A 17,746-nucleotide genomic window follows, 5' to 3' on the forward strand; every position below is an offset into this window, starting at 1 on the left:
CGGAGCAGGGACAACGGGGTCGGGGAAGGGAGCGCCGCAGCATAGCAGGCAATGTGAATCCATGTTGCAGGGCGGCACCGCGCATACCCATGCCTATGCCTTAAGTAGTACATTTTCCACTTCCGGCCGGTTTTTTCCGGCCAGCTGATCCGCCGCCTCCGTCGTGGCCCCTGTCCGAAGATGTTGAACGCCACGCCCAGCAGACTCCTGCTCGTTGCCGCCGGCTACCTGTTCCTCGGCGGGCTCGGACTGCTGTTCGCGATCGCGCCGGGTTACGCCAGCCCGATCTTCCCGGCCTCCGGCCTGGCACTGGCGGCCACCCTGTGCTTCGGCCGCAGCGCACTGCCGGGGATCTGGCTCGGCTCGGCGAGCCTCAACCTGAGCCTGGCCTTCCTCAACCACACACTCGATCCGCGGACGGCCGTCGCGGCGAACCTGATCGCCTGCGGCGCCACCGCCCAGGCCTGGCTCGGCCAGGCCCTGGTGCGGCGCTGGGGCGGCAACAGCTGGCATGCACTGGAGCACGAGCGGATGGTGCTGCACTTCCTGCTGATCGGCGGCCCGCTGTCCTGTCTGGTTTCCGCCTCGGTCGGCGTCGGCAGCCTGGCGCTGCTGCAAGTCATGGCCACGCCGCAGCTGGCCTTTGCGTGGTGGAACTGGTTCATCGGCGATACCCTCGGCGTGCTGACCTTCGCACCCCTGTGCCTGTGCTTCCTGATCCGCTCCAACCGTCTGTGGCAGACCCGCCGACGGCAGATCACCGCACCGATGCTGCTGACCATGCTGTTCGTCGGCATCGCCATCTATGCCACCGCCCGCTGGGAACAGAACAGCCAGCAGCACCGCCTGGAGGCCGACGGGGCGCAGATCCAGAAACGCATCGAGGACCGCCTGCAGACCCACCGGGAAGCCCTGCTGTCGCTGCGCCGCCTGCTCGAAGTGACACCCGACATCGGCCCCACCCAGTTCGAGGCCTTCACGCTGTCCACGTTGCAGGACAACCCGGACCTGTCGGCCTTCAGCTTCAATGCCTACGTGCTCGACGCGAACCGCTCCAGCTTCGAACACGCCATGCAGCAACGCCTGCACGATGCCGACTTCGGCATCAACGAAAAGAACGCGCAGGGCCAGCGCATCCCGGCCTCGCGGCGCGATGCCTACGTGCCGGTGACTTACATCTCGCCAGCGCCCCCGAACCGCCTCGCCCTGGGCTTCGATCTCGCCTCCGAAAGCGTGCGCCGGGACGCGGTACACCGCAGCCGGGAACGGGACGCCGGGATTTCCATCAGTGCGCCCCTGAAGCTGGTCCAGGACAATGCCGACCGGATCGCCGTGCTGGCGCTCGCCGCGGTCCATGGGCACGGAGAACAGCCGGTCACAACGGACCCGCTGCGCGGCTTCGCCGTCGCGATCATCAAGATAGACCAGCTGGTCGCTGTAGCTACCGGCGACGGGCTGCCGCTTGGGCTGCACCTGGAACTCGTCGATCCCGCCGGCAGCCACGGGCCACTGCGCCTCGACCGCCCCGATGCGCCCATCGACGCGACGGGCACCCGCGCCATATGGAGCGGCCAGATCCACGCCGGTGACCGGGAGTGGTCGCTGCGGGTCTTCGCCGATGACCACTACCTAGCCCTCAACCGGCCCTGGATCGCCTGGGGCGTCGGCGTCGTCGGCCTGCTTTTCGCGACGCTGCTGCAGACCCTGATGCTGGGCATGACCGGCCGTACGGCCATCATCGAGCGCCGCGTCGAACGCCAGACCCAGGACATCGCGGCGGCCAACACGGAACTGGCGCGCCACCGGGACCACCTGGAGGAACTGGTCGCCGCCCGCACCGCCGACCTGTCCATCGCCAAGGAAGCCGCCGAAGCCGCCAACCGCGCGAAGAGCAGCTTCCTGGCCAACATGAGCCACGAGCTGCGCACGCCGATGAACGCCATCATCGGCCTCACCCACATCCTCAGCCGCAAGAACGCCGACCCCGACCAGCGCGAGCGCCTCGGCCGCATCTCGCGCGCCGCCGGCCACCTGCTGCAACTGCTCAACGACGTGCTGGAGCTGTCACGCATCGACGCCGAGCGGCTGCCGATCGAGGAAGTGTCCTTCCAGCTGAAAACGGTGATCGCCAATGTGGACAACCTGGTCGGTGCCGACATAGCGGCTCGCAGCCTGCAATTCCACGTGGTCCTGGCACCTGGGCTGGCCCTCCAGGCGCTGCTCGGCGATCCCCTGCGCCTGCAGCAGGTGCTGCTCAACATCGTCGGCAATGCGATCAAGTTCACCGAGAATGGCAGCATCACCCTGACCGTCGCACAGAGCGGCGAGGACGCCGACGGCATCCTGTTGCGCTTCGAAGTCCGCGACACCGGCATCGGCATCCCCGCCGACGCGCAGCAGCGCATCTTCCAGCCCTTCGAGCAGGCCGACAGCTCCACCACCCGCCGCTTCGGCGGCACCGGCCTGGGGCTGACGATCTGCCAGCGCCTGGTGCGCCTGATGGGCGGCGAGATCGGCGTGACCAGCCGGCCCGGCGAAGGCAGCACCTTCTGGTTCACGTGCCGCGTACGCCGCACCACGCACACCGCCGAGACCGCCGAAACCCCGCTGCCGGACGGCACCGACGCCGAACAGCGACTGCGCGCCCACTTCAGCGAGCGGCGCATCCTGCTCGCCGAGGACGACTGGGTGAACCAGGAGGTCGGCCTGGAGCTGCTGCGCGAAGTCCTCGGCCTCTCCGCCGACCTGGCCGAGGACGGCGCCGAAGCGGTGCGCCTGGCCGAAAGGACGGCCTACGACCTGATCCTGATGGACATCCAGATGCCGGTGCTGGACGGTCTCGCCGCGGCCCGTGCGATCCGCGCGCTGCCGGCCCACCGCCACACGCCGATTCTGGCGATGACCGCCAACGCCTTCGAGGAAGACCGGCTGGCCTGCCGCGCCGCCGGCATGGACGACTTCATCGCCAAGCCCGCCGACCCGGACCTGCTGTTCCGCGCGCTGCTGCGCTGGCTTGAAAAACGGCCCGAACTGCCGGACGCGAGCGCCACTGATACGCAGGGCAGCTAAACTTCGTCATTTGCCGGCCGAAATAGCAGAAACCGTCCGCCGCCTGACCTCCGATGCCAGACACCCCGTCCCAGGATTTCGTCGTCACCCCTGACCAGCTCTGCATAGGGCTGTTCATCCATATCGACCTGCCCTGGTTCAGCCACCCGTTCAGCTTCAACAGCTTCAAGATCCGCAGCGCCGACCAGCTGCAGACCCTGCGCACACTGGGTCTGAAGCACTTCCGCTACGACCCGGACCGCTCGGACGTGTTGCCGCGGGGCATGGTGACGACGCTGCCAGTGGAGGTGCCGCCCGCCACGCCCCCCGTCGAGGATGTGGCCACCAACGCCGCGCTGGCCAGCAAGCATGAGCGCATCGCCCGCCTGGCCCAGCGCAAGCGCCAGGTCGTCGAGGTGGAGAAGGCCCTGGTCAAGGCCGCCGGCGTGATGCGCAACATCAACAAGAACCTGTTCGCCCGCCCAAAGGAATGCCTGGAGGAAGTGGACGAGCTGGTCAATCAGATGGTCACCGCCTTCCTCGACCAACCCGATGTAGCGCTGCACGTGATCGGTGAACACGCCGGTGGCGAGGAAACCTACTTCCATGGCCTCAACACCTCGATCCTGTCGATGATGCTGGCCAAGGACCTGGGTTTCAACCGGCCCGCCTGCCAGTTGCTGGGCGTCGGCGCGCTGCTCCACGATGTTGGCCTCAGCGACGTGCCCGACCGCATCGCACGGCCGCGCCAGGAACTCACCACACCGGAACGCAACCTGCGCCAGCTTCATTGCGAGTACGGACTGCGCATGGGCAAGCAGCTCGGCTTGCCCGAACCGGTGCTGCGCATCATCTTCCAGCACCACGAGCTGTCCGACGGCAGCGGCTATCCCAACAAGCTCAAGGGCGACCAGATCGATCCGCTGGCGCGCATCGTGTCGCTGGTCAATTACTACGACAACCTGTGCAATCCGCCCGACCTGGCCAAAGCGATGACGCCCCACGAGACGCTGTCGCTGATGTTCGCCCAGCGCCGCGCCAAGTTCGACGGCAAGGTGCTGCAGGTGATGATCCGCTGCCTCGGCGTTTATCCGCCGGGCACCGTGGTCAAGCTGTCCAACGACGCGTTGGCGCTGGTGTCCTCGGTAAACCCGGCCAAGCCGCTACGCCCATGGGTCACAGTCTACGACCCCAGCATTCCGAAGGACGAAGCGATCCTGCTCGACCTGGAAGACGAGCCGGACATCAACATCGCCAAGGCCCTGCGCCCGATCCAGCTTCCGCCCGAGGTCTATGAATACCTCAGCCCGCGCAAGCGCGTGACTTACTATTTCGACTCCGACTCGCGCAAGGGACGCCGGCAATGAGCGAACGCTACCAGGACCTGCTGTTCGCCGCCGCCGAAGAGATCCTCCTCCTCGTCGACCCCGAGTCCCTGGTCATCTTGGCCGCCAACCCCGCCGCCTCGCGCCTGCTCGGCTATCCGGCCGGCAGCCTGCCCGGCCAGTCGATCACTGACATCGAATGCGCACTGACCGACCTGTTCTTCTGGGAGGAGATGCGGGCCGGCGGCGGCACCGAGGATCAGGTCATGGAAGGCCTCTACCGGCGCGCCGACGACAGCCTCCTATCGGCACGCAAGACGGTGCGGCGGATCTCCGAGGGCATCCTGGTGAGAGCCACCGACATCGGCGCGCAGAAACGCGCCGAGGACGAACTCGCGCTGATGGCCTCGCGCCTGCGGGCGACGCTCGAAGCCACTGCCGACGGCATCCTGGTGCTCGACCGCAACGGTCATGTCACCAACATGAACCGGCGCCTGGCGCGCCTGTGGAACCTGCCCGAGGAACTCCTCGCCCGCCACGACGACAATGCGATCCTGCAGTACATGGCCGACGCGGTGGAAAGCGGCACCGACCTGCACGCGCTGCTGACCCGCCACAGCCAGGATCTGAAGGAGACCTTCGACATCCTGCCACTGCGCGACGGCCGTATCTTCGAGGCCAGCTCGCGGCCGGCCCGCCACGATGAGGAGGTCATCGGCCGGGTGTTCTGCATCACCGACGTCACCGAGCGCCACAAGGCCGAGCAGGCCCTGATCGCCGCCCGCGATGCGGCGAACGCCGCCAATCGGGCCAAGAGCGACTTCCTGGCGATGATGTCCCACGAGATCCGCACCCCGATGAACGGCATCATCGGCATGGCTCAATTGCTCGAGATGTCACCGCACACACCCGAGCAGCAGGAATACATCGCCACCATCCAGAGCAGTGGCGATGCACTGCTGGGCATCATCAACGACATCCTCGACTACTCGAAGATCGAGGCCCGCAAGCTGAGCCTCGAGAAGATCGGCTTCGACCTGCGCCCGCTGGTCGCCGACGTGGAGAAACTGTTCCGCGCCCGCGCCGCGGAAAAATCCATCGTGTTCACCGCGATGGTTGCCGACAGCGTGCCGCGTGTGGTGGTCGGCGATCCGACCCGTCTGCGCCAGATCCTAATGAACCTGGTCGGCAATGCCTTCAAGTTCACGGCCCACGGGCAGATCGGCGTACATGCCACCTCTGCGCCGCTCGGTCCCGGCCGGATCAGCCTGCGCGTCACCATCAGCGACACCGGCATCGGCATCGCCGCGGACAAGTGCGCGCACATCTTCACGCCCTTCGAGCAGGCCGACATGTCCACCACCCGCCGCTACGGCGGCACCGGTCTCGGCCTGGCGATCTGCCGCATGCTGTGCGAGCTGATGGGCGGTCAGATCGGCGTGGACAGCCAGGAAGGTGCCGGCTCACGCTTCTGGTTCACCGCCGAACTGGAAACCGGCGTCGGCGAGGAAGCCCACACCCCCGACGCGCCGCGCGTGATCCTGCGCAAGAACACGCGCATCCTCGTCGTCGAGGACAACCCGATCAACCGTACCGTGCTGGCGCGCATGCTGGAACGCTTCGGCGCCCAGGATGTGGCCTTCGCCGAGGACGGCGAGGACGCGCTGGCCCGCTGTGCCACGGCCGACTACGAGCTGATCTTCATGGATGCCCGCATGCCACGTCTGGACGGTCTAGTTGCCACCCGCAGACTGCGCGAGCAGGGCTACAAGGCCTACATCATCGGTGTCAGCGCCGACGCGATGCCGGAGGAGCGCCGCGATGCGCTGGCCGCCGGCATGGACGACTACGTGATCAAGCCGATCGCCCGCGACGCACTGGCGGCGGCCATCGAGCGCTGGCGGCAGACCCTGATCGCCGCCTACCGTGCCGGCCTGGCAATCAAACCGCCCGAGGAAGTGTAAGCGGGCATCCGGGCTGCATCGGCCCGCCACGGCAAGAAGCCCCGCGAATGCTGGGTTTCTTCGCTGGAGGCCACGGTGCAGGCGCATAAATTTTCTTACAAAGCCATGCAAGGACGGTGCAAGGCCAGCGGCTATCCTTGAAACGTACCGCGCTCCCGCGGGCGCGCCAAGGAGAAAACCATGCTGAATACCCGCCAATGGATCACCGCTGCCCTGATCGGCATTGCCGGCCTGGGCCTGTCTGCCACCGCCAGCGCCGACCGCGGCGAAGGCCATGGCTGGGGCCACCGCGGAGAATGGCGCGGCCACCATCATCATCACGGCGGCCGCGGCTACGGCCCGGTGTATTACGCACCGCAGCCCGTCTATGTGGCACCGCCGCCGGTCGTCTATGAACGTCCGATCATCTACGCGCCGCAGCCGGTGTATGCCTACCCGAGCCGGCCGTCGGTAGTGGTCAGCGTGCCGCCGCTGGTCTTCCCGCTGCGCTGACGTGCATCATAAGCCGATCTTCGGCACCGCCTGACCCCGCAGACAGCACAGGTAGGCGGCAGTCAGTTCGTCCAGGTAGTTGCGATAGATCGTCGCCCAGCCTTCCGCCCCCGCCTCGAGGAGCAGGTCGAGACGGGCCTGGTGGGTGACGCGATCGCGCTCATCGAGCACATCGTCCCGGTTCAACGCCTGCGCGCGCAGACGGTTTTCCGCCGTCCCCACGACGAGACGGCTGCCGAGGAAGTGCATGCGCTGCACCACATCGGCGTGGGCCAGCCACAGGCGCCCCAGCAAGGCTCCTTGGCAGAGGGTGGCGCAGCTCAGCGCCGTCGGTAGGAATCCCATTTTTGTAATCGCTCTCTGTTGAGGTTGGCATCGTTGCCAGCCTGTCTATCGTTTTAGCCGAGCAGACAGCAGAAGCAAGCCTTGGCCCCTGATTCAACAGGGCGGCACCTCCTGGCTGAGCAGCCAGGCAGCCCGCTCGCGCAGGCGTCGGCTCCACGCTTCGTTCAGGCCCGCTGCGGCAGCGAGCAATTGCAGTTCCCGCGGGTCGGCCCGGTGCTGCTGGCAGACCACCCACAGGCGCGCCAAGTTGCACTCCGGCGCCGGCCGCTCGATCAGTTCAAGCACGTCGCCGGCTGCGATCTCCCCTTCCTGCAGCACACGGAAATACCAGCCGGTCCAACCCTTCGCAGCGATCAGCCGGGACATGGATGGGTGGTCCAGCTTGTGGCTGATCTTCCAGCACGGCTGGCGCGGCTGGCTGACCTGCAGACGGCAGCTACCCAGCACGAAGACATCGCCGATGCATACGTTCTGCTCGGTGAGCCCGCAGGCCGACAGGTTTTCGCCGAGGGCGCCAGGGTGCAGCAAGCCTGCCCGCTCCGGCACCTCCGCCGCCAGCCCGGCATAGTGTTCGGCAGGATAGTAATGCACAGCCTTCTCGGGCCCGCCATGGACCCGGCGATCCGCTTGGGCATCGCCAGCCAGGCCTTCCGGGCCGACCGCCACGCGTCCCGCGACAGCGTTCTTGAAGATGCCGGTCTGCTGCCCCTCCGGCGGCAAGGCGCGCAGGCGGCCGGTATAAACGGAATCGACGACGGCTTTCACGAAAATTATCTCTCCCAGCTTTGCCCGGCCACCGGCCATAGCCAGGCCGCCCCGCGCACGCCCGACGAATCCCCATGGACGGCCGGGGACAGGCGGGTCGCCACGGTGTCGGAGAAAACATGTTGCGCCCACCGCTGCGGCACCCGCTCGTACAACCGGCCCAGGTTCGACAGGCCACCACCAAGCACGACCACGTCCGGATCGAGGATGTTGATGACGCCGGCCAGCGCCCGCGCCAGACGCTCCTCGTAGCGTTGCAGGCTGGCCTCGCAGTCGGCATCGCCAGCCAGCGCGGCGGCAACGATGGCCTCCGGCGCCAGCGCGGCGCCTCCGCTGCGCAAGTGGTCCGCCGCCAGTCCCGGCCCGGACAGGTAGGTTTCGATGCAGCCGGCCCGCCCGCAATAACAGGCTGGCAGCGGCAGATCAGCACTTGCCGGCAGGGGCAACGGATTGTGCCCCCACTCGCCGGCAATCGAATTGATGCCTGACAGGAGTTGCCCGCGGACCACGATGCCACCGCCGACGCCGGTGCCGAGGATCACCGCGAAGACCACCTCAGCCCCTGCCGCCGCGCCATCCACCGCCTCGGACAGGGCCAGGCAGTTGGCATCGTTGGCGGTACGGACTTCGCGGCCGAGCAGGCGGCGCAGGTCGTCCGGCAACGGCTGGCCGTTCAGGCAGGTGGAGTTGGCGTTCTTCATCAGCCCACTGGCCTTGGATACCGCACCAGGCGTGCCGATGCCGACGGAGCCACGCTGGCCGAGCTCTGTCTCGACCGCCTCGACCAGCCCGGCCACCGCCTGCAGCGTAGCCGCGTAGTCGCCCTGCGGCGTGGCGACGCGGCGCCGGGCCAAGGTGTGGCCCGCGTCGTCGAGGGCGATGACTTCGATCTTGGTGCCGCCGAGGTCGATACCGATGCGCAAGGGGAAGCTCCGCGGGAGATGACAAACAATGGGCGAATGATAGCCCGCGATGCGTCCTCAGGCCGGCCTGGCCTGGCGGTACTTGGTCCATCCGCTCCAGCTGTACAGCAGCAGGCCGGCCCAGATCAGCCCGAAGGTACCGAGGCGGGCCGGCTGCAGCGGCTCGTCGAAGATCAGCACCGCGGTAAGGAACTGCAGCGTCGGGTTGATGTACATCAGCATGCCCACGGTGGCCAGGTTGAGGCGCTGGGTTGCCGCAGCGAACAGCATCAGCGGCAGCGCGGTCAGCCCGCCGGCTGCGACAAGCAACACCTGTGTGAGCCCGTCGAAACCGGTCAGAACGCCATGACCGTGGGCGGCCTGCCACAGGGTATAGGCGCCGAGCAGCGGCATCAGGGACAGGGTCTCCAGCCACAGCCCGGAGATCGCATCCACCGCCACCTGCTTGCGGACCAACCCGTAGAGGCCGAAGCTGGCGCCGAGGAACAGGGAGATCCACGGCAGGCTGCCGAGGGTGAAGAACTCGTTGCCGACCGCAGCCACCGCCAGCGCCACCGAGCCCCATTCCTTGGCGTTGAGGCGCTCCTTCAGCACCAGCATGCCGAGCAGCACATTGACCAGCGGGGTCAGGAAGTAGCCCAGACTGCAGGCCACCACCTGGCGCTGGTCCACCGCCCACAGGAAGGCCAGCCAGTTGGCGCCCACCAGCAGCGCAGCCAGCGTCAGGCGCCACAGCGTACCGGGGCGCCGCGCCGCCACCAGCGTGCTGGCCCAGTGGCGACGCGCAGTAAGAACCAGGCTGACGAACACGCAGCCCCATACCGCCCGGTTGCACAGTAGGTCGAGGGGCGCCACATGGCCAAGCTGACGGAAGAACAGCGGGAAGAAGCCCCAGATGCCGTAGGCACCGAGGCCGAAGCCGATGCCGGCGAGGGTCTTGCCTTTATCCACGGGAAGAATCGTATGCAGGGAAAGACCGCACGGTAGCACCGCCTGCTGCGCCGCACCCTTGGGGTTTTCCGCCGCAACGCGGCGGCACGCCTACAATGGCGCCATTCCAATCCGAAAGACAGGCAAGACCATGTTGATCATCTTCAAATCCCCCGCCAGCGGCGACGTGATCATGTTCGGAAAGAACGGCAAGGAGATGCTGGAAGTGCTCGGCAAGGACAAGGACGACGCCAAGGGCATCTTCACCGTCGAGCAACTGCCGGCCGCCATCGACACCTTGAAAGCCGCCATCGCCGCCGACAAGACGCGCCAGACCGACAAGAACGACGACAATGAGGACGAACAGGACGTGAAGCCCGGTGGCGGCGGGGTGAGCTTCTTCCAGCGCGCGGTACCGCTGCTCGAACTGCTGGAACGCTCGCTGAAGGACAAGGTGCCGGTCACCTGGGGCGTCTGACCGCAAGACCGCCCCAACGGGGAGCCGACGGGGCTGCGTCTGCCAGCCCCCGGGCCCTGCATCAATCCGGAATCTCTTCCCCACTCGCCACGACGACCCCGAACATGTCGGCCAGCGTAGCCAGCACCGAGACCTGCAGATCTTCAGCGCTGACCACGCCGCCACCGAGGGCCGGCAGGCTGCGGGTGGCCGTGCAGTCGGCCGGCACCGTCACCCCGTAGCCCAGGCTGTAGGCGCCGCGGGCGGTGGAGTTGACGCAGTTGTGGGTCATGAAGCCGATGATCAGCAGGTTCTTTGCGCCCTTTTCCTTCAGCAACGCATCCAGCTCGGTGCCGACGAAGGCATTCGGCAGGCGCTTCACGACCACCGGCTCGCCGTCCACCGGTGCGACCTTGTCGGCAATGGCGCCGATCTCGGCGCGGATGTCGAACAGGCTGCCGGGGCCGGCGTCGTGCTGCACGTGGATCACCGGCACGCCCAGGCGGCGGGCACGGGCCAGCAGCCTGGCGCAGGCATCGAGAGCCGGCTCGATACCGGTCAGCTCCATCGTGCCGCCGCGATAGGTGTTCTGCGCGTCGATGATGATCAGCGTGGTTTCGGACAATTGCGGCGGCGTCATCGATTTGCCGGCGATCTGGCGGAGCAGGAAGGGAGCGGACATGGACTTTCTCCAGGACGATTAAAGGTGGAGCGAGCTTAGGCCGCTGGAATACCTGCGTAAATCGACACATCCGCAGCTCATTCCTGCAAAAATGCAGGCCTTCGCATCGATCGGAAACCCACCATGAACTGGGACGACCTGCGCTTCGTCGTCGAGATCGGCCGGGCCGGCACCCTCGCCGCCGCGGCCCGCCGCCTGAAGGTGGACCAGACCACCGTCGCCCGCCGCCTGCGTGCGCTGGAAGAAGAACTGGGCGCAGCCCTCTTCGAACGCGGTGACGGACACTGGCAGCCAACCGCCGTCGGCACCGACGTGCTGCAGCGCGCCGGGCGCATCGAGGAGGACGTGATCGCCCTGCTCCGTGTGGCGGAAGCCGGTGCCGGCGCGGTGAACGGCCTGGTGCGCGTCACTGCGGTCGGCACCCTCATCGGCGACTACCTGGCGCCGCGGCTGGCCGGCCTGTACGCCCGCCACCCGGACCTGAGCGTCGAGCTGATCGCCAGCAACGACAACCTCAACGTGGCCCGCCGCGAAGCCGACATCGCGATCCGTCTGGCCCGCCCGACGCGGGGCGATTTCCTGATCCGCAAGCTGGCCGACAGTGGCTTCGCGGTCTATGGTTCGGCCAGCCAGGACGGTGAGGTGGCGAACGACTGGGTCGCCTACCTGGACGACCTTGCCCACACGCCGGAGATGCAGGCCCTGGAAAGCCTGCGCGGCAACGGCCGGATCCGCCTGCGCTCGGGCAACATTCGAGGCCTGATGCGGGCCATCGCTGGTGGCATCGGCCGCGGCATCCTGCCGTGCTTTCTGGCCGATCCGGAGCCGGGCGTGCAGCGCCTGTCCGGCCCCCAGCCGCTGCTGAGCCGGGAGATCTGGCTGCTGGTCCATCCGGATGCCCGCCAGCAGGCCCGCGTGGCGGCGGTCGCCGACTGGCTGGCCGAGTGCTTCGCCAACGATGCGGCGACCTTCCGCGGCGAGCTTCAGTCGCCGACGCGGGTCAGCACGTAGCCGGCGAAACGGCACGCCACGGTGGCGTCGGCCTTCCGGCAATGCACGGTCTCGCCGCTGTCGGCCAGCTGCCCGAGGATCAGGGCCTTGTCCTCACCCTGGGGCAGCAGCACCTGGCGTACCGGCGGCCCTTCCAGGACCTGTACCTCCAGCAAGGGATAACCATTGCTCTCGCGGACACGGATCTCCTTGAAGAGCGGGACATCCTTGCCCTGGTTGCTGATCGCGTAGCGCCCCAGGTAGGGCCGGACCCAGCCGGGCTGCACCGGCAGCGGCAGTTTCTCGCCGACCAGCGCCTCGGCACCCAGGCGCTCGCCGACCAGCACTTCCCGCCCGGCGACGGTACGCCGGCTGATGCCATACTGGCCGATCTCGCCGAGGCCGATCGGGAACAGGCCGAACAGGCGGTAGCCCAACCCCAGGCGCCCGTCGGCCCGCGGCTCCAGGTCGAGGCGGGTGCCCAGCACATCGGCGGTCAGGGCGTTGCCGCGGCGCTCCACCCGCACATGCCCGAACAGCGTGGCGTAGTCCCCTTCCCAGCGGACCACCTCGGCCTCCGCCAGCGGCGCAGCCGCCGCGGGCTCCGTGGCGGGTGGCGGCCGCAAGCCGCTGCGGGCCTCCAGCGCCACCGACAGCACTTCGGTGGCGATCCGGTCCACCGTTGCCGACGAGCCGGCACTGTTGCTGAGCACCACCACCGCCAGCTTGTGTTCCGGCAAGGCCACCAGCGCCGAATGGAAGTTGTAGGTCGCCCCGCCGTGGAGCACGACCTTGCCACCATGCTTGAGCGGCGGCCGGCCGATGAACCAGCCGATGCCGACACGGCCATCCAGGTCCAGCGGCACGTCCGCATTCTGGGGACGGAGCATTTCGGCCACGGTTTCCGCCTTCAGCACACGGCCGCTGCGAGCCTGACCATCGGCAAAGACCATCGACACGAAGCGCGCCAGATCCGCCACGCTGGCGTTCAGGCCACCCGCCGGCACGTCGCGCAAGGCCGGCTCGTCCCGCAGGCGGCCCTTATGGTAGCCACGGGCCATCAGCGGCGAAGCCGACGGCGCGGCGCTGAAGGACGCCTCGGCCATACCCAGCGGCGCCAGCAGGGACCGCTGCAGGTGGTCGGCGAAGGGCTGGCCCGCCGCCCGCTCCACCGCCGCGCCGACCAGCGTGATGCCGAGGTTGGAATAGGACAGCACGGTGCCCGGCGCATAGGCCGTGTCGGTGTCGGCCAGCAGAGGAATCACGCTGGTGAAGGGCGGCGGCGTCTCGGTGAAGAAGTCCTTCAGGTAGTCCCGCGGCAGGCCGGCGTGATGGGTCATCAGGCCACGCAGGGTGATCGGCGGCGCATCGGCAAAGCGGCTGCGGATCGAAAAGCCCGGCAGCGCACGGGCCAGCGGCGCATCGATGTCGAGGCGGCCCTGCTCGGCCAATTGCATGGCCGCCGTGTCGGTGAACAGCTTGGAGATGGAGCCGACCCGGTACAGCGTATCCGGCGTCGCCGGCACACCCTTTTCCTTGTCCGCAAAACCGAAACCCCGCGCCCACAGCAGCCTCTGGTCGTCCACCACGGCGACGCTGAGGCCGACGATGGACTGCTGGCGCATTTCGTACTCGATGAGGCGGGTCGCATAGTCCTGCACCTGCGCATCATCGTTGCGCGCCAGCGCCGGCGGACGCGACGGTGCGCCCGCACATGCGGCCAGCAGCAGGATTGATGTCAAAAACATTCCCACCCTGAGCAGGAGAGATCCACGTAAAGCCATTCCGTCAATTCCTTTGGAATACAAAGCAATGACCCTAGCGTATTTCACACCCCACCATCAAGGGCCGGCACGCACACCATGAAGCGTCACAAAAGCTTAATTCAAATGGCGTGAAGCGCTGACCACAATGGCGGTATTACGTTTTGCCGTGCCGTCCCGCCACCATGTACCTCAGCGGTCTGATCATTCACCTCCGTGAACTGCTCGCCAGCGAAGCCCTCAGCTTCGTCTTTCAACCGATCTTCGATCTCCGCCGGCGGACCGTGCTGGGCTACGAAACACTGATGCGCGGCCCGGAAGCCTCCCCGCTGCACACCCCCGAGCAATTACTGCGCGTCGCCCGCGAAGCCAACCTGGGTCTTGAGCTGGAGCGCTTGGCCACGTGCCTGGCGGTCGCCGCTTTCGTGAACGCCAAGCTGCCCGGCCGCCTGTTCATCAACCTGAGCATGGCAATGGTCGCCGACCACGCGGAAAGCGGCGATCTGCCGAAGCTGCTGGCCAACGCCGGGCTGACGCCCGACCGGCTGGTCATCGAATTGCGACAGCAGCCCGACGACGACCTCAGCCGCCTCACCGCCACGCTGCAGGCCATCGCAGCGCAGGGCGTCGGACTGGCCTTCGATCGCCTCTCACCGGCTACGGACAGCGGCGCGCCGCAGCCCGACTTCATCAAGCTCAGCCCGCTGCAGGTCCGCCAGATCCACACCAACCTGCCGCGCCAGCAGGAGGTGGCGGCCTGCCTCGAACGGGCAGAGCGGCTCGGCGTGCAGCTGGTCGCCGAAGGCGTCGAGGACGCCCGCGAGCTGGCCGCCCTCAACGCGTTGGGCTGTGTCTTCGCCCAGGGTTTCCTGCTCGGCCGGCCGTCCACCGAGCCCTTCCGCCAGCTGTCCCGCGGGGTCAGCGGCATCCTCGACGCGCAGCATCGGCTACCCCGCCTGCCCGTGCCGGCTCCCGCCTCCACGGGCACCTTGGTGCACTGAGCCCTTGCGGGCTCAATGGGCCATGCTGCCACTACCACCGGCATAGACGACGGTGATCGACTTGATGCCCTGCTGCAGACGCTCGCCCACATCGATCCACGGATTGCACTTCCACACGAGGCTCGCGCAGTTGGACGGCATCGGGTACCAGCGCCCGAAGGGAATGAAGGGCAGCTTGTCTTCGGTGGAGACCAGCGCGATGAACTGGTAGTTGATGCGGTCGCCGTTGGCATCCATCGCCGCGGTGTAGCCCAATGCATCGCCGGCGTTGCTCTTGGTGCAGGTGCCCAGGTCGTTCCAGCAAGTCATCATCATGTTGTTGCCGGTGCCCTGACGGAAGTCGTCGGTGACCAGCAGCACGCCCTTCGAGCGGCCGCGGTTGCCCACCCCTGCGAGCCCGTCGCCGACGCCGACCTTCGAGTTGTACAGCTCCCCGCAGGAAAAAGTGGCGTGCTGGTTGTTGGCGTTCTTGACGACCACGAAGCAGCGGTTCTTCTCGTTGGGATAGGCCAGGCCGGCAGTGTCGAGCACGTCGGTCAGGCGGATGCCCTGACCGAACCAGTAGTTCATGTGGCGCGGCCCGTATTCCTGGAAGTAGTAGGTGGAGAAGGCGCTGGCCGCCTTGCTGCCGATGCGGTCCACCGCGTAATAGCCCTGGGACGAGGTGGCCGACAGCGTGGCGGCGGACACGGTGATCGGCGTGGCCACGTCACCGCCGACCTGGAAGGCGATGTCGCCGGGCTGCAGCGCCGGTGCGCTGGCCGCCGACGCCAGCGTGTAGCTGGTGGCCTCGAAATCGTTGCGCACGTGCAGTTCGGCCAGGCGCGGCGTCTTGCGCAGGGCCGGGTCGGTGTCGTTGCCGGCGATCACCTCCATGTTGCCCTCGCTGTCAGGCAGCGCACTGCCGTTCTTCTCGTAGGCAACGATGGTCTTGTCACCGTTGCCGGTGCGGATCAGCTCGGTAAACGAGAAGGCCGACATGCGCCCGTCGAGGCCGACCGCGATGATGGCCGTCGTCGCCCCGAAGGCGCCGGTGTTGTAGTCGGCCGGGCGGAATCGGGTAGCCCGCACGATCACATCGGCGAGGCGATAACCCTTGTAGGTGTCGCTGCCGACCGTGACCAGCACCGGGTTCTCGACGGCCGGGAAGGTCGTCGCGTCGTTCATCAGGGTCTTCAGGTCGGTGACGGTGATCCCCGCCCGGGCCTGGAAATAGGGCGTCGAGCCCGACGGGCTGTTGGCCGGATTGGTCGGGTCCTGGGCGGTGGTGAGATCGGTCGGCATCAGGCTCTGGGTGCCGCCCTGCTTGATGTCGAAGGACGCCGACGGCTTCGGCGGCGTGCTGCTACCCCCGCCACCACCGCCGCTCCCACAGGCATTGAGGAAGACGGCGGCGGTCAGCGGCACGATCAAGGTCCGGATCGAAAACGGGTTCACGGGATGACTCCTTTCTGATTTTAGGTGGGTGATGGGCCTCAGCGCACCGAGTTGTTGCTGCCGTTGGTGAGCTGGTTGAGGAAGGCAATGAGGTCGGCGAATTCGCTGTCGCTGAGCCTCGGCGGACTCTTCAGCGCGGGGTCGAGGCGGGCCACCAGGTCGGCGTAAAGCGCCGGCGCGGTCGTGCTGTCCTGACACGGCAGCACGTTGCCGCCGCTGCGCAGCGCGTCGCTGCAGCGGAAGGCCATCGCCGAGGCGGCCGGGTCCAGGTGGTGGCGGACCGCTTCTTCCAGCGTTGCGAACACCCCGTTGTGGAAGTACGGCCAGGTGTTCTTCACTTCCCACAGGGACGGGGTCAGGAAGGCGTATTTGTCCGCGTCGCTGCCGGTGACGCCGTAGCGCCCCAGGTCGTGGGGCGGCGTCATCGCAGCGCCGGCCGCAAAGCCGGGGCCGATCTGCGGAACGGCGAGGTTGTGGAATATCTGGTCGCTGAGCAGCGGACCGCCATGGCACGCGGCGCACCCGGCCTTGCCGAAGAACAGCAGCCCGCCCCGCTTGGCGCTGTCCGGAATGTCCAGCACGCCGGCCATGTAGCCGTGGAAATAGGTCTTGATGCCGAAGGCGTACCAGCGGCGGGACTCGAAGGCCGCCAGAGCGTTGCCGACGGCGGCAATGCCGATGGCGGACAGCGGCGTGTCCGGGTAGGCCTGCTGCAGCAGGCCAGCGATCTGCGTGTCGGCGCGCAGGCGAGCCATGATGCCGTTCCACACCGGCAGCGGGTCCTGCTCCACCGTGGCGCCCGCCGGGTTCAGGTCGGCCAGTTCGTTGGCGTCGGCGGGGTCGTTGTAGCCCAGCATCTCGGGGCGGGACAGCAGCGGAAACAGGGCCTGGACCGCGGCCAGGCTGCCAAGCCCGGCGGGCAGCGCAGCGCCGGCCGGGCTCGTATAGACGCCATTGCTGACGCTGACCCGGCCGTCCCAGAACATGAAGCGCGGATTGCCGACCACCTTGTTGAGCAGGTCCGGCGCGTTACGGTGGATCAGCGGCGAGCCGGTGCGGTTGGGCGGCGTGCCGCTGCCGTTGATGCCGATGGACAGCACCAGGTTGTCGAGGCCGGCATTGCCGATCGGATGGCAGCTGGCGCAGGACACGCTACGCGTAGCGGACAGGAGAGTGCTCTGGAAGAGCACCGAGCCCAGGTTGTACAAGGCGTCGGAAACCGCCGGCTCGGCCGGGGCGACGACGCCGTTACTGGCCAGGTAGGCACGTAGCGGCGTATCCAGATCCGTCGCCGTGCCACTTGTCGTACCCGTGTCGGCTCTTGTCGATGTTCCCGCCGATGTCCCATCAGCGCCGCTGCCACTTCCCCCACCGCAGCCCGCAAGCTGCACAACGAGCGCTACGACCAGCGCGCCGCCAATCCACCATTTCCGCATATCGACTCCCTGCCGCCCCGTGGACGGCAATTCACTATATTTTTCTTTACATAACGACAGTCACAAAAACCTGTCAGAACAATGCAAGGATAGTGAAGGCAATATCCGTACCGGCCTCCGGGATACGGGGAGAGAAACAGGCGTAATTTGGTGAAGACGGTTCATGCCGCAGCGGCAGCCGGGCGCGG

At 67.4% G+C, this 17,746-nt stretch carries 15 protein-coding genes; 7 read left to right on the forward strand and 8 right to left on the reverse strand.

The features are described from left to right. Window positions 1–180 precede the first annotated feature (180 nt). The 4 genes from AC1PQG_RS22795 to AC1PQG_RS22810 all read left to right on the forward strand — a co-directional run bounded on the left by AC1PQG_RS22795 (window position 181) and on the right by AC1PQG_RS22810 (window position 6,829). The gene (locus AC1PQG_RS22795) at window positions 181–3,069 is read left to right on the forward strand and encodes an ATP-binding protein (protein ID WP_481120018.1); all 2,889 of its coding nucleotides are present in this window, start codon (window positions 181–183) and stop codon (window positions 3,067–3,069) included. Window positions 3,070–3,122: 53 nt separating this feature from the next. Beyond that, window positions 3,123–4,415 carry a cyclic di-GMP phosphodiesterase gene (locus AC1PQG_RS22800; RefSeq protein ID WP_481120019.1) on the forward strand — a complete coding sequence of 431 codons (1,293 nt, stop codon included), beginning with the start codon at window positions 3,123–3,125 and terminating at the stop codon, window positions 4,413–4,415. Further along, the gene (locus AC1PQG_RS22805; RefSeq protein WP_481120020.1) at window positions 4,412–6,337 is read left to right on the forward strand and encodes a PAS domain-containing hybrid sensor histidine kinase/response regulator; all 1,926 of its coding nucleotides are present in this window, start codon (window positions 4,412–4,414) and stop codon (window positions 6,335–6,337) included. The genes AC1PQG_RS22800 and AC1PQG_RS22805 overlap by 4 nt, the downstream gene beginning before the upstream one ends. Before the next feature lie 180 nt (window positions 6,338–6,517). Continuing rightward, window positions 6,518–6,829, forward strand: coding sequence for a hypothetical protein (locus AC1PQG_RS22810; RefSeq protein ID WP_481120021.1), 312 nt, complete (start codon window positions 6,518–6,520; stop codon window positions 6,827–6,829). Between the two features lie 6 nt (window positions 6,830–6,835). Here the strand turns inward: AC1PQG_RS22810 and AC1PQG_RS22815 are convergent, their stop codons facing one another. From AC1PQG_RS22815 to rarD, 4 genes are all read right to left on the reverse strand, one after another. After that, entirely contained in the window at window positions 6,836–7,174 is a 339-nt protein-coding gene (locus AC1PQG_RS22815) for a hypothetical protein (protein WP_481120022.1), read from the reverse strand. Between the two features lie 93 nt (window positions 7,175–7,267). Then, window positions 7,268–7,939 (reverse strand): MOSC domain-containing protein, encoded by a 672-nt coding sequence (locus AC1PQG_RS22820; RefSeq protein WP_481120023.1) that lies wholly within the window; start codon window positions 7,937–7,939, stop codon window positions 7,268–7,270. 5 nt (window positions 7,940–7,944) lie between these two features. After that, a complete protein-coding gene (locus tag AC1PQG_RS22825) occupies window positions 7,945–8,862 on the reverse strand; it encodes an ROK family protein (protein WP_481120024.1) in 918 nt (305 codons plus the stop codon). A 57-nt stretch (window positions 8,863–8,919) separates the two neighbouring features. Continuing rightward, window positions 8,920–9,813 carry an EamA family transporter RarD gene (rarD, locus tag AC1PQG_RS22830; protein WP_481120025.1) on the reverse strand — a complete coding sequence of 298 codons (894 nt, stop codon included), beginning with the start codon at window positions 9,811–9,813 and terminating at the stop codon, window positions 8,920–8,922. Window positions 9,814–9,943: 130 nt separating this feature from the next. Here rarD and AC1PQG_RS22835 point away from each other — a divergent pair, with 130 nt between their 5' ends. Beyond that, on the forward strand, window positions 9,944–10,270 hold the full coding sequence (locus AC1PQG_RS22835) for a DUF1840 domain-containing protein (RefSeq protein WP_481120026.1): 327 nt from the start codon (window positions 9,944–9,946) through the stop codon (window positions 10,268–10,270). Between the two features lie 61 nt (window positions 10,271–10,331). On the opposite strand, the gene AC1PQG_RS22840 is transcribed toward AC1PQG_RS22835, so the two are convergent. Beyond that, on the reverse strand, window positions 10,332–10,931 hold the full coding sequence (locus AC1PQG_RS22840) for a cysteine hydrolase family protein (RefSeq protein WP_481120027.1): 600 nt from the start codon (window positions 10,929–10,931) through the stop codon (window positions 10,332–10,334). Between the two features lie 123 nt (window positions 10,932–11,054). Between AC1PQG_RS22840 and AC1PQG_RS22845 the strand changes: the two genes are divergently transcribed. Continuing rightward, window positions 11,055–11,942, forward strand: a complete 888-nt coding sequence (locus tag AC1PQG_RS22845; protein WP_481120028.1) for a LysR family transcriptional regulator — start codon at window positions 11,055–11,057, stop codon at window positions 11,940–11,942. Here AC1PQG_RS22845 and AC1PQG_RS22850 read toward each other — a convergent pair. Next, window positions 11,915–13,663: a serine hydrolase domain-containing protein gene (locus AC1PQG_RS22850; RefSeq protein WP_481120029.1), complete on the reverse strand. Its 1,749-nt coding sequence runs from the start codon at window positions 13,661–13,663 to the stop codon at window positions 11,915–11,917. The genes AC1PQG_RS22845 and AC1PQG_RS22850 overlap by 28 nt on opposite strands. A 206-nt stretch (window positions 13,664–13,869) precedes the next feature. Between AC1PQG_RS22850 and AC1PQG_RS22855 the strand changes: the two genes are divergently transcribed. Then, entirely contained in the window at window positions 13,870–14,685 is an 816-nt protein-coding gene (locus AC1PQG_RS22855) for an EAL domain-containing protein (protein ID WP_481120030.1), read from the forward strand. 12 nt (window positions 14,686–14,697) lie between these two features. Here AC1PQG_RS22855 and AC1PQG_RS22860 read toward each other — a convergent pair whose 3' ends face one another. Beyond that, entirely contained in the window at window positions 14,698–16,122 is a 1,425-nt protein-coding gene (locus AC1PQG_RS22860) for a hypothetical protein (RefSeq protein ID WP_481120031.1), read from the reverse strand. Between the two features lie 38 nt (window positions 16,123–16,160). After that, on the reverse strand, window positions 16,161–17,558 hold the full coding sequence (locus AC1PQG_RS22865) for a cytochrome-c peroxidase (protein WP_481120032.1): 1,398 nt from the start codon (window positions 17,556–17,558) through the stop codon (window positions 16,161–16,163). Between the last annotated feature and the right edge of the window lie 188 nt (window positions 17,559–17,746).

Source organism: Zoogloea sp. GDB6, from assembly GCF_056724105.1.

Bases quoted from the DNA above. Each gene is read 5' to 3' on its own strand.
- AC1PQG_RS22810 (WP_481120021.1), top strand. From the start codon at position 6,518: ATGCTGAATACCCGCCAATGGATCACCGCTGCCCTGATCGGCATTGCC.
- AC1PQG_RS22840 (WP_481120027.1), bottom strand. From the start codon at position 10,931: ATGTCCGCTCCCTTCCTGCTCCGCCAGATCGCCGGCAAATCGATGACG.
- AC1PQG_RS22805 (WP_481120020.1), top strand. From the start codon at position 4,412: ATGAGCGAACGCTACCAGGACCTGCTGTTCGCCGCCGCCGAAGAGATC.
- AC1PQG_RS22800 (WP_481120019.1), top strand. From the start codon at position 3,123: ATGCCAGACACCCCGTCCCAGGATTTCGTCGTCACCCCTGACCAGCTC.
- AC1PQG_RS22835 (WP_481120026.1), top strand. From the start codon at position 9,944: ATGTTGATCATCTTCAAATCCCCCGCCAGCGGCGACGTGATCATGTTC.
- AC1PQG_RS22795 (WP_481120018.1), top strand. From the start codon at position 181: ATGTTGAACGCCACGCCCAGCAGACTCCTGCTCGTTGCCGCCGGCTAC.
- AC1PQG_RS22815 (WP_481120022.1), bottom strand. From the start codon at position 7,174: ATGGGATTCCTACCGACGGCGCTGAGCTGCGCCACCCTCTGCCAAGGA.
- AC1PQG_RS22845 (WP_481120028.1), top strand. From the start codon at position 11,055: ATGAACTGGGACGACCTGCGCTTCGTCGTCGAGATCGGCCGGGCCGGC.
- AC1PQG_RS22855 (WP_481120030.1), top strand. From the start codon at position 13,870: ATGTACCTCAGCGGTCTGATCATTCACCTCCGTGAACTGCTCGCCAGC.
- AC1PQG_RS22865 (WP_481120032.1), bottom strand. From the start codon at position 17,558: ATGCGGAAATGGTGGATTGGCGGCGCGCTGGTCGTAGCGCTCGTTGTG.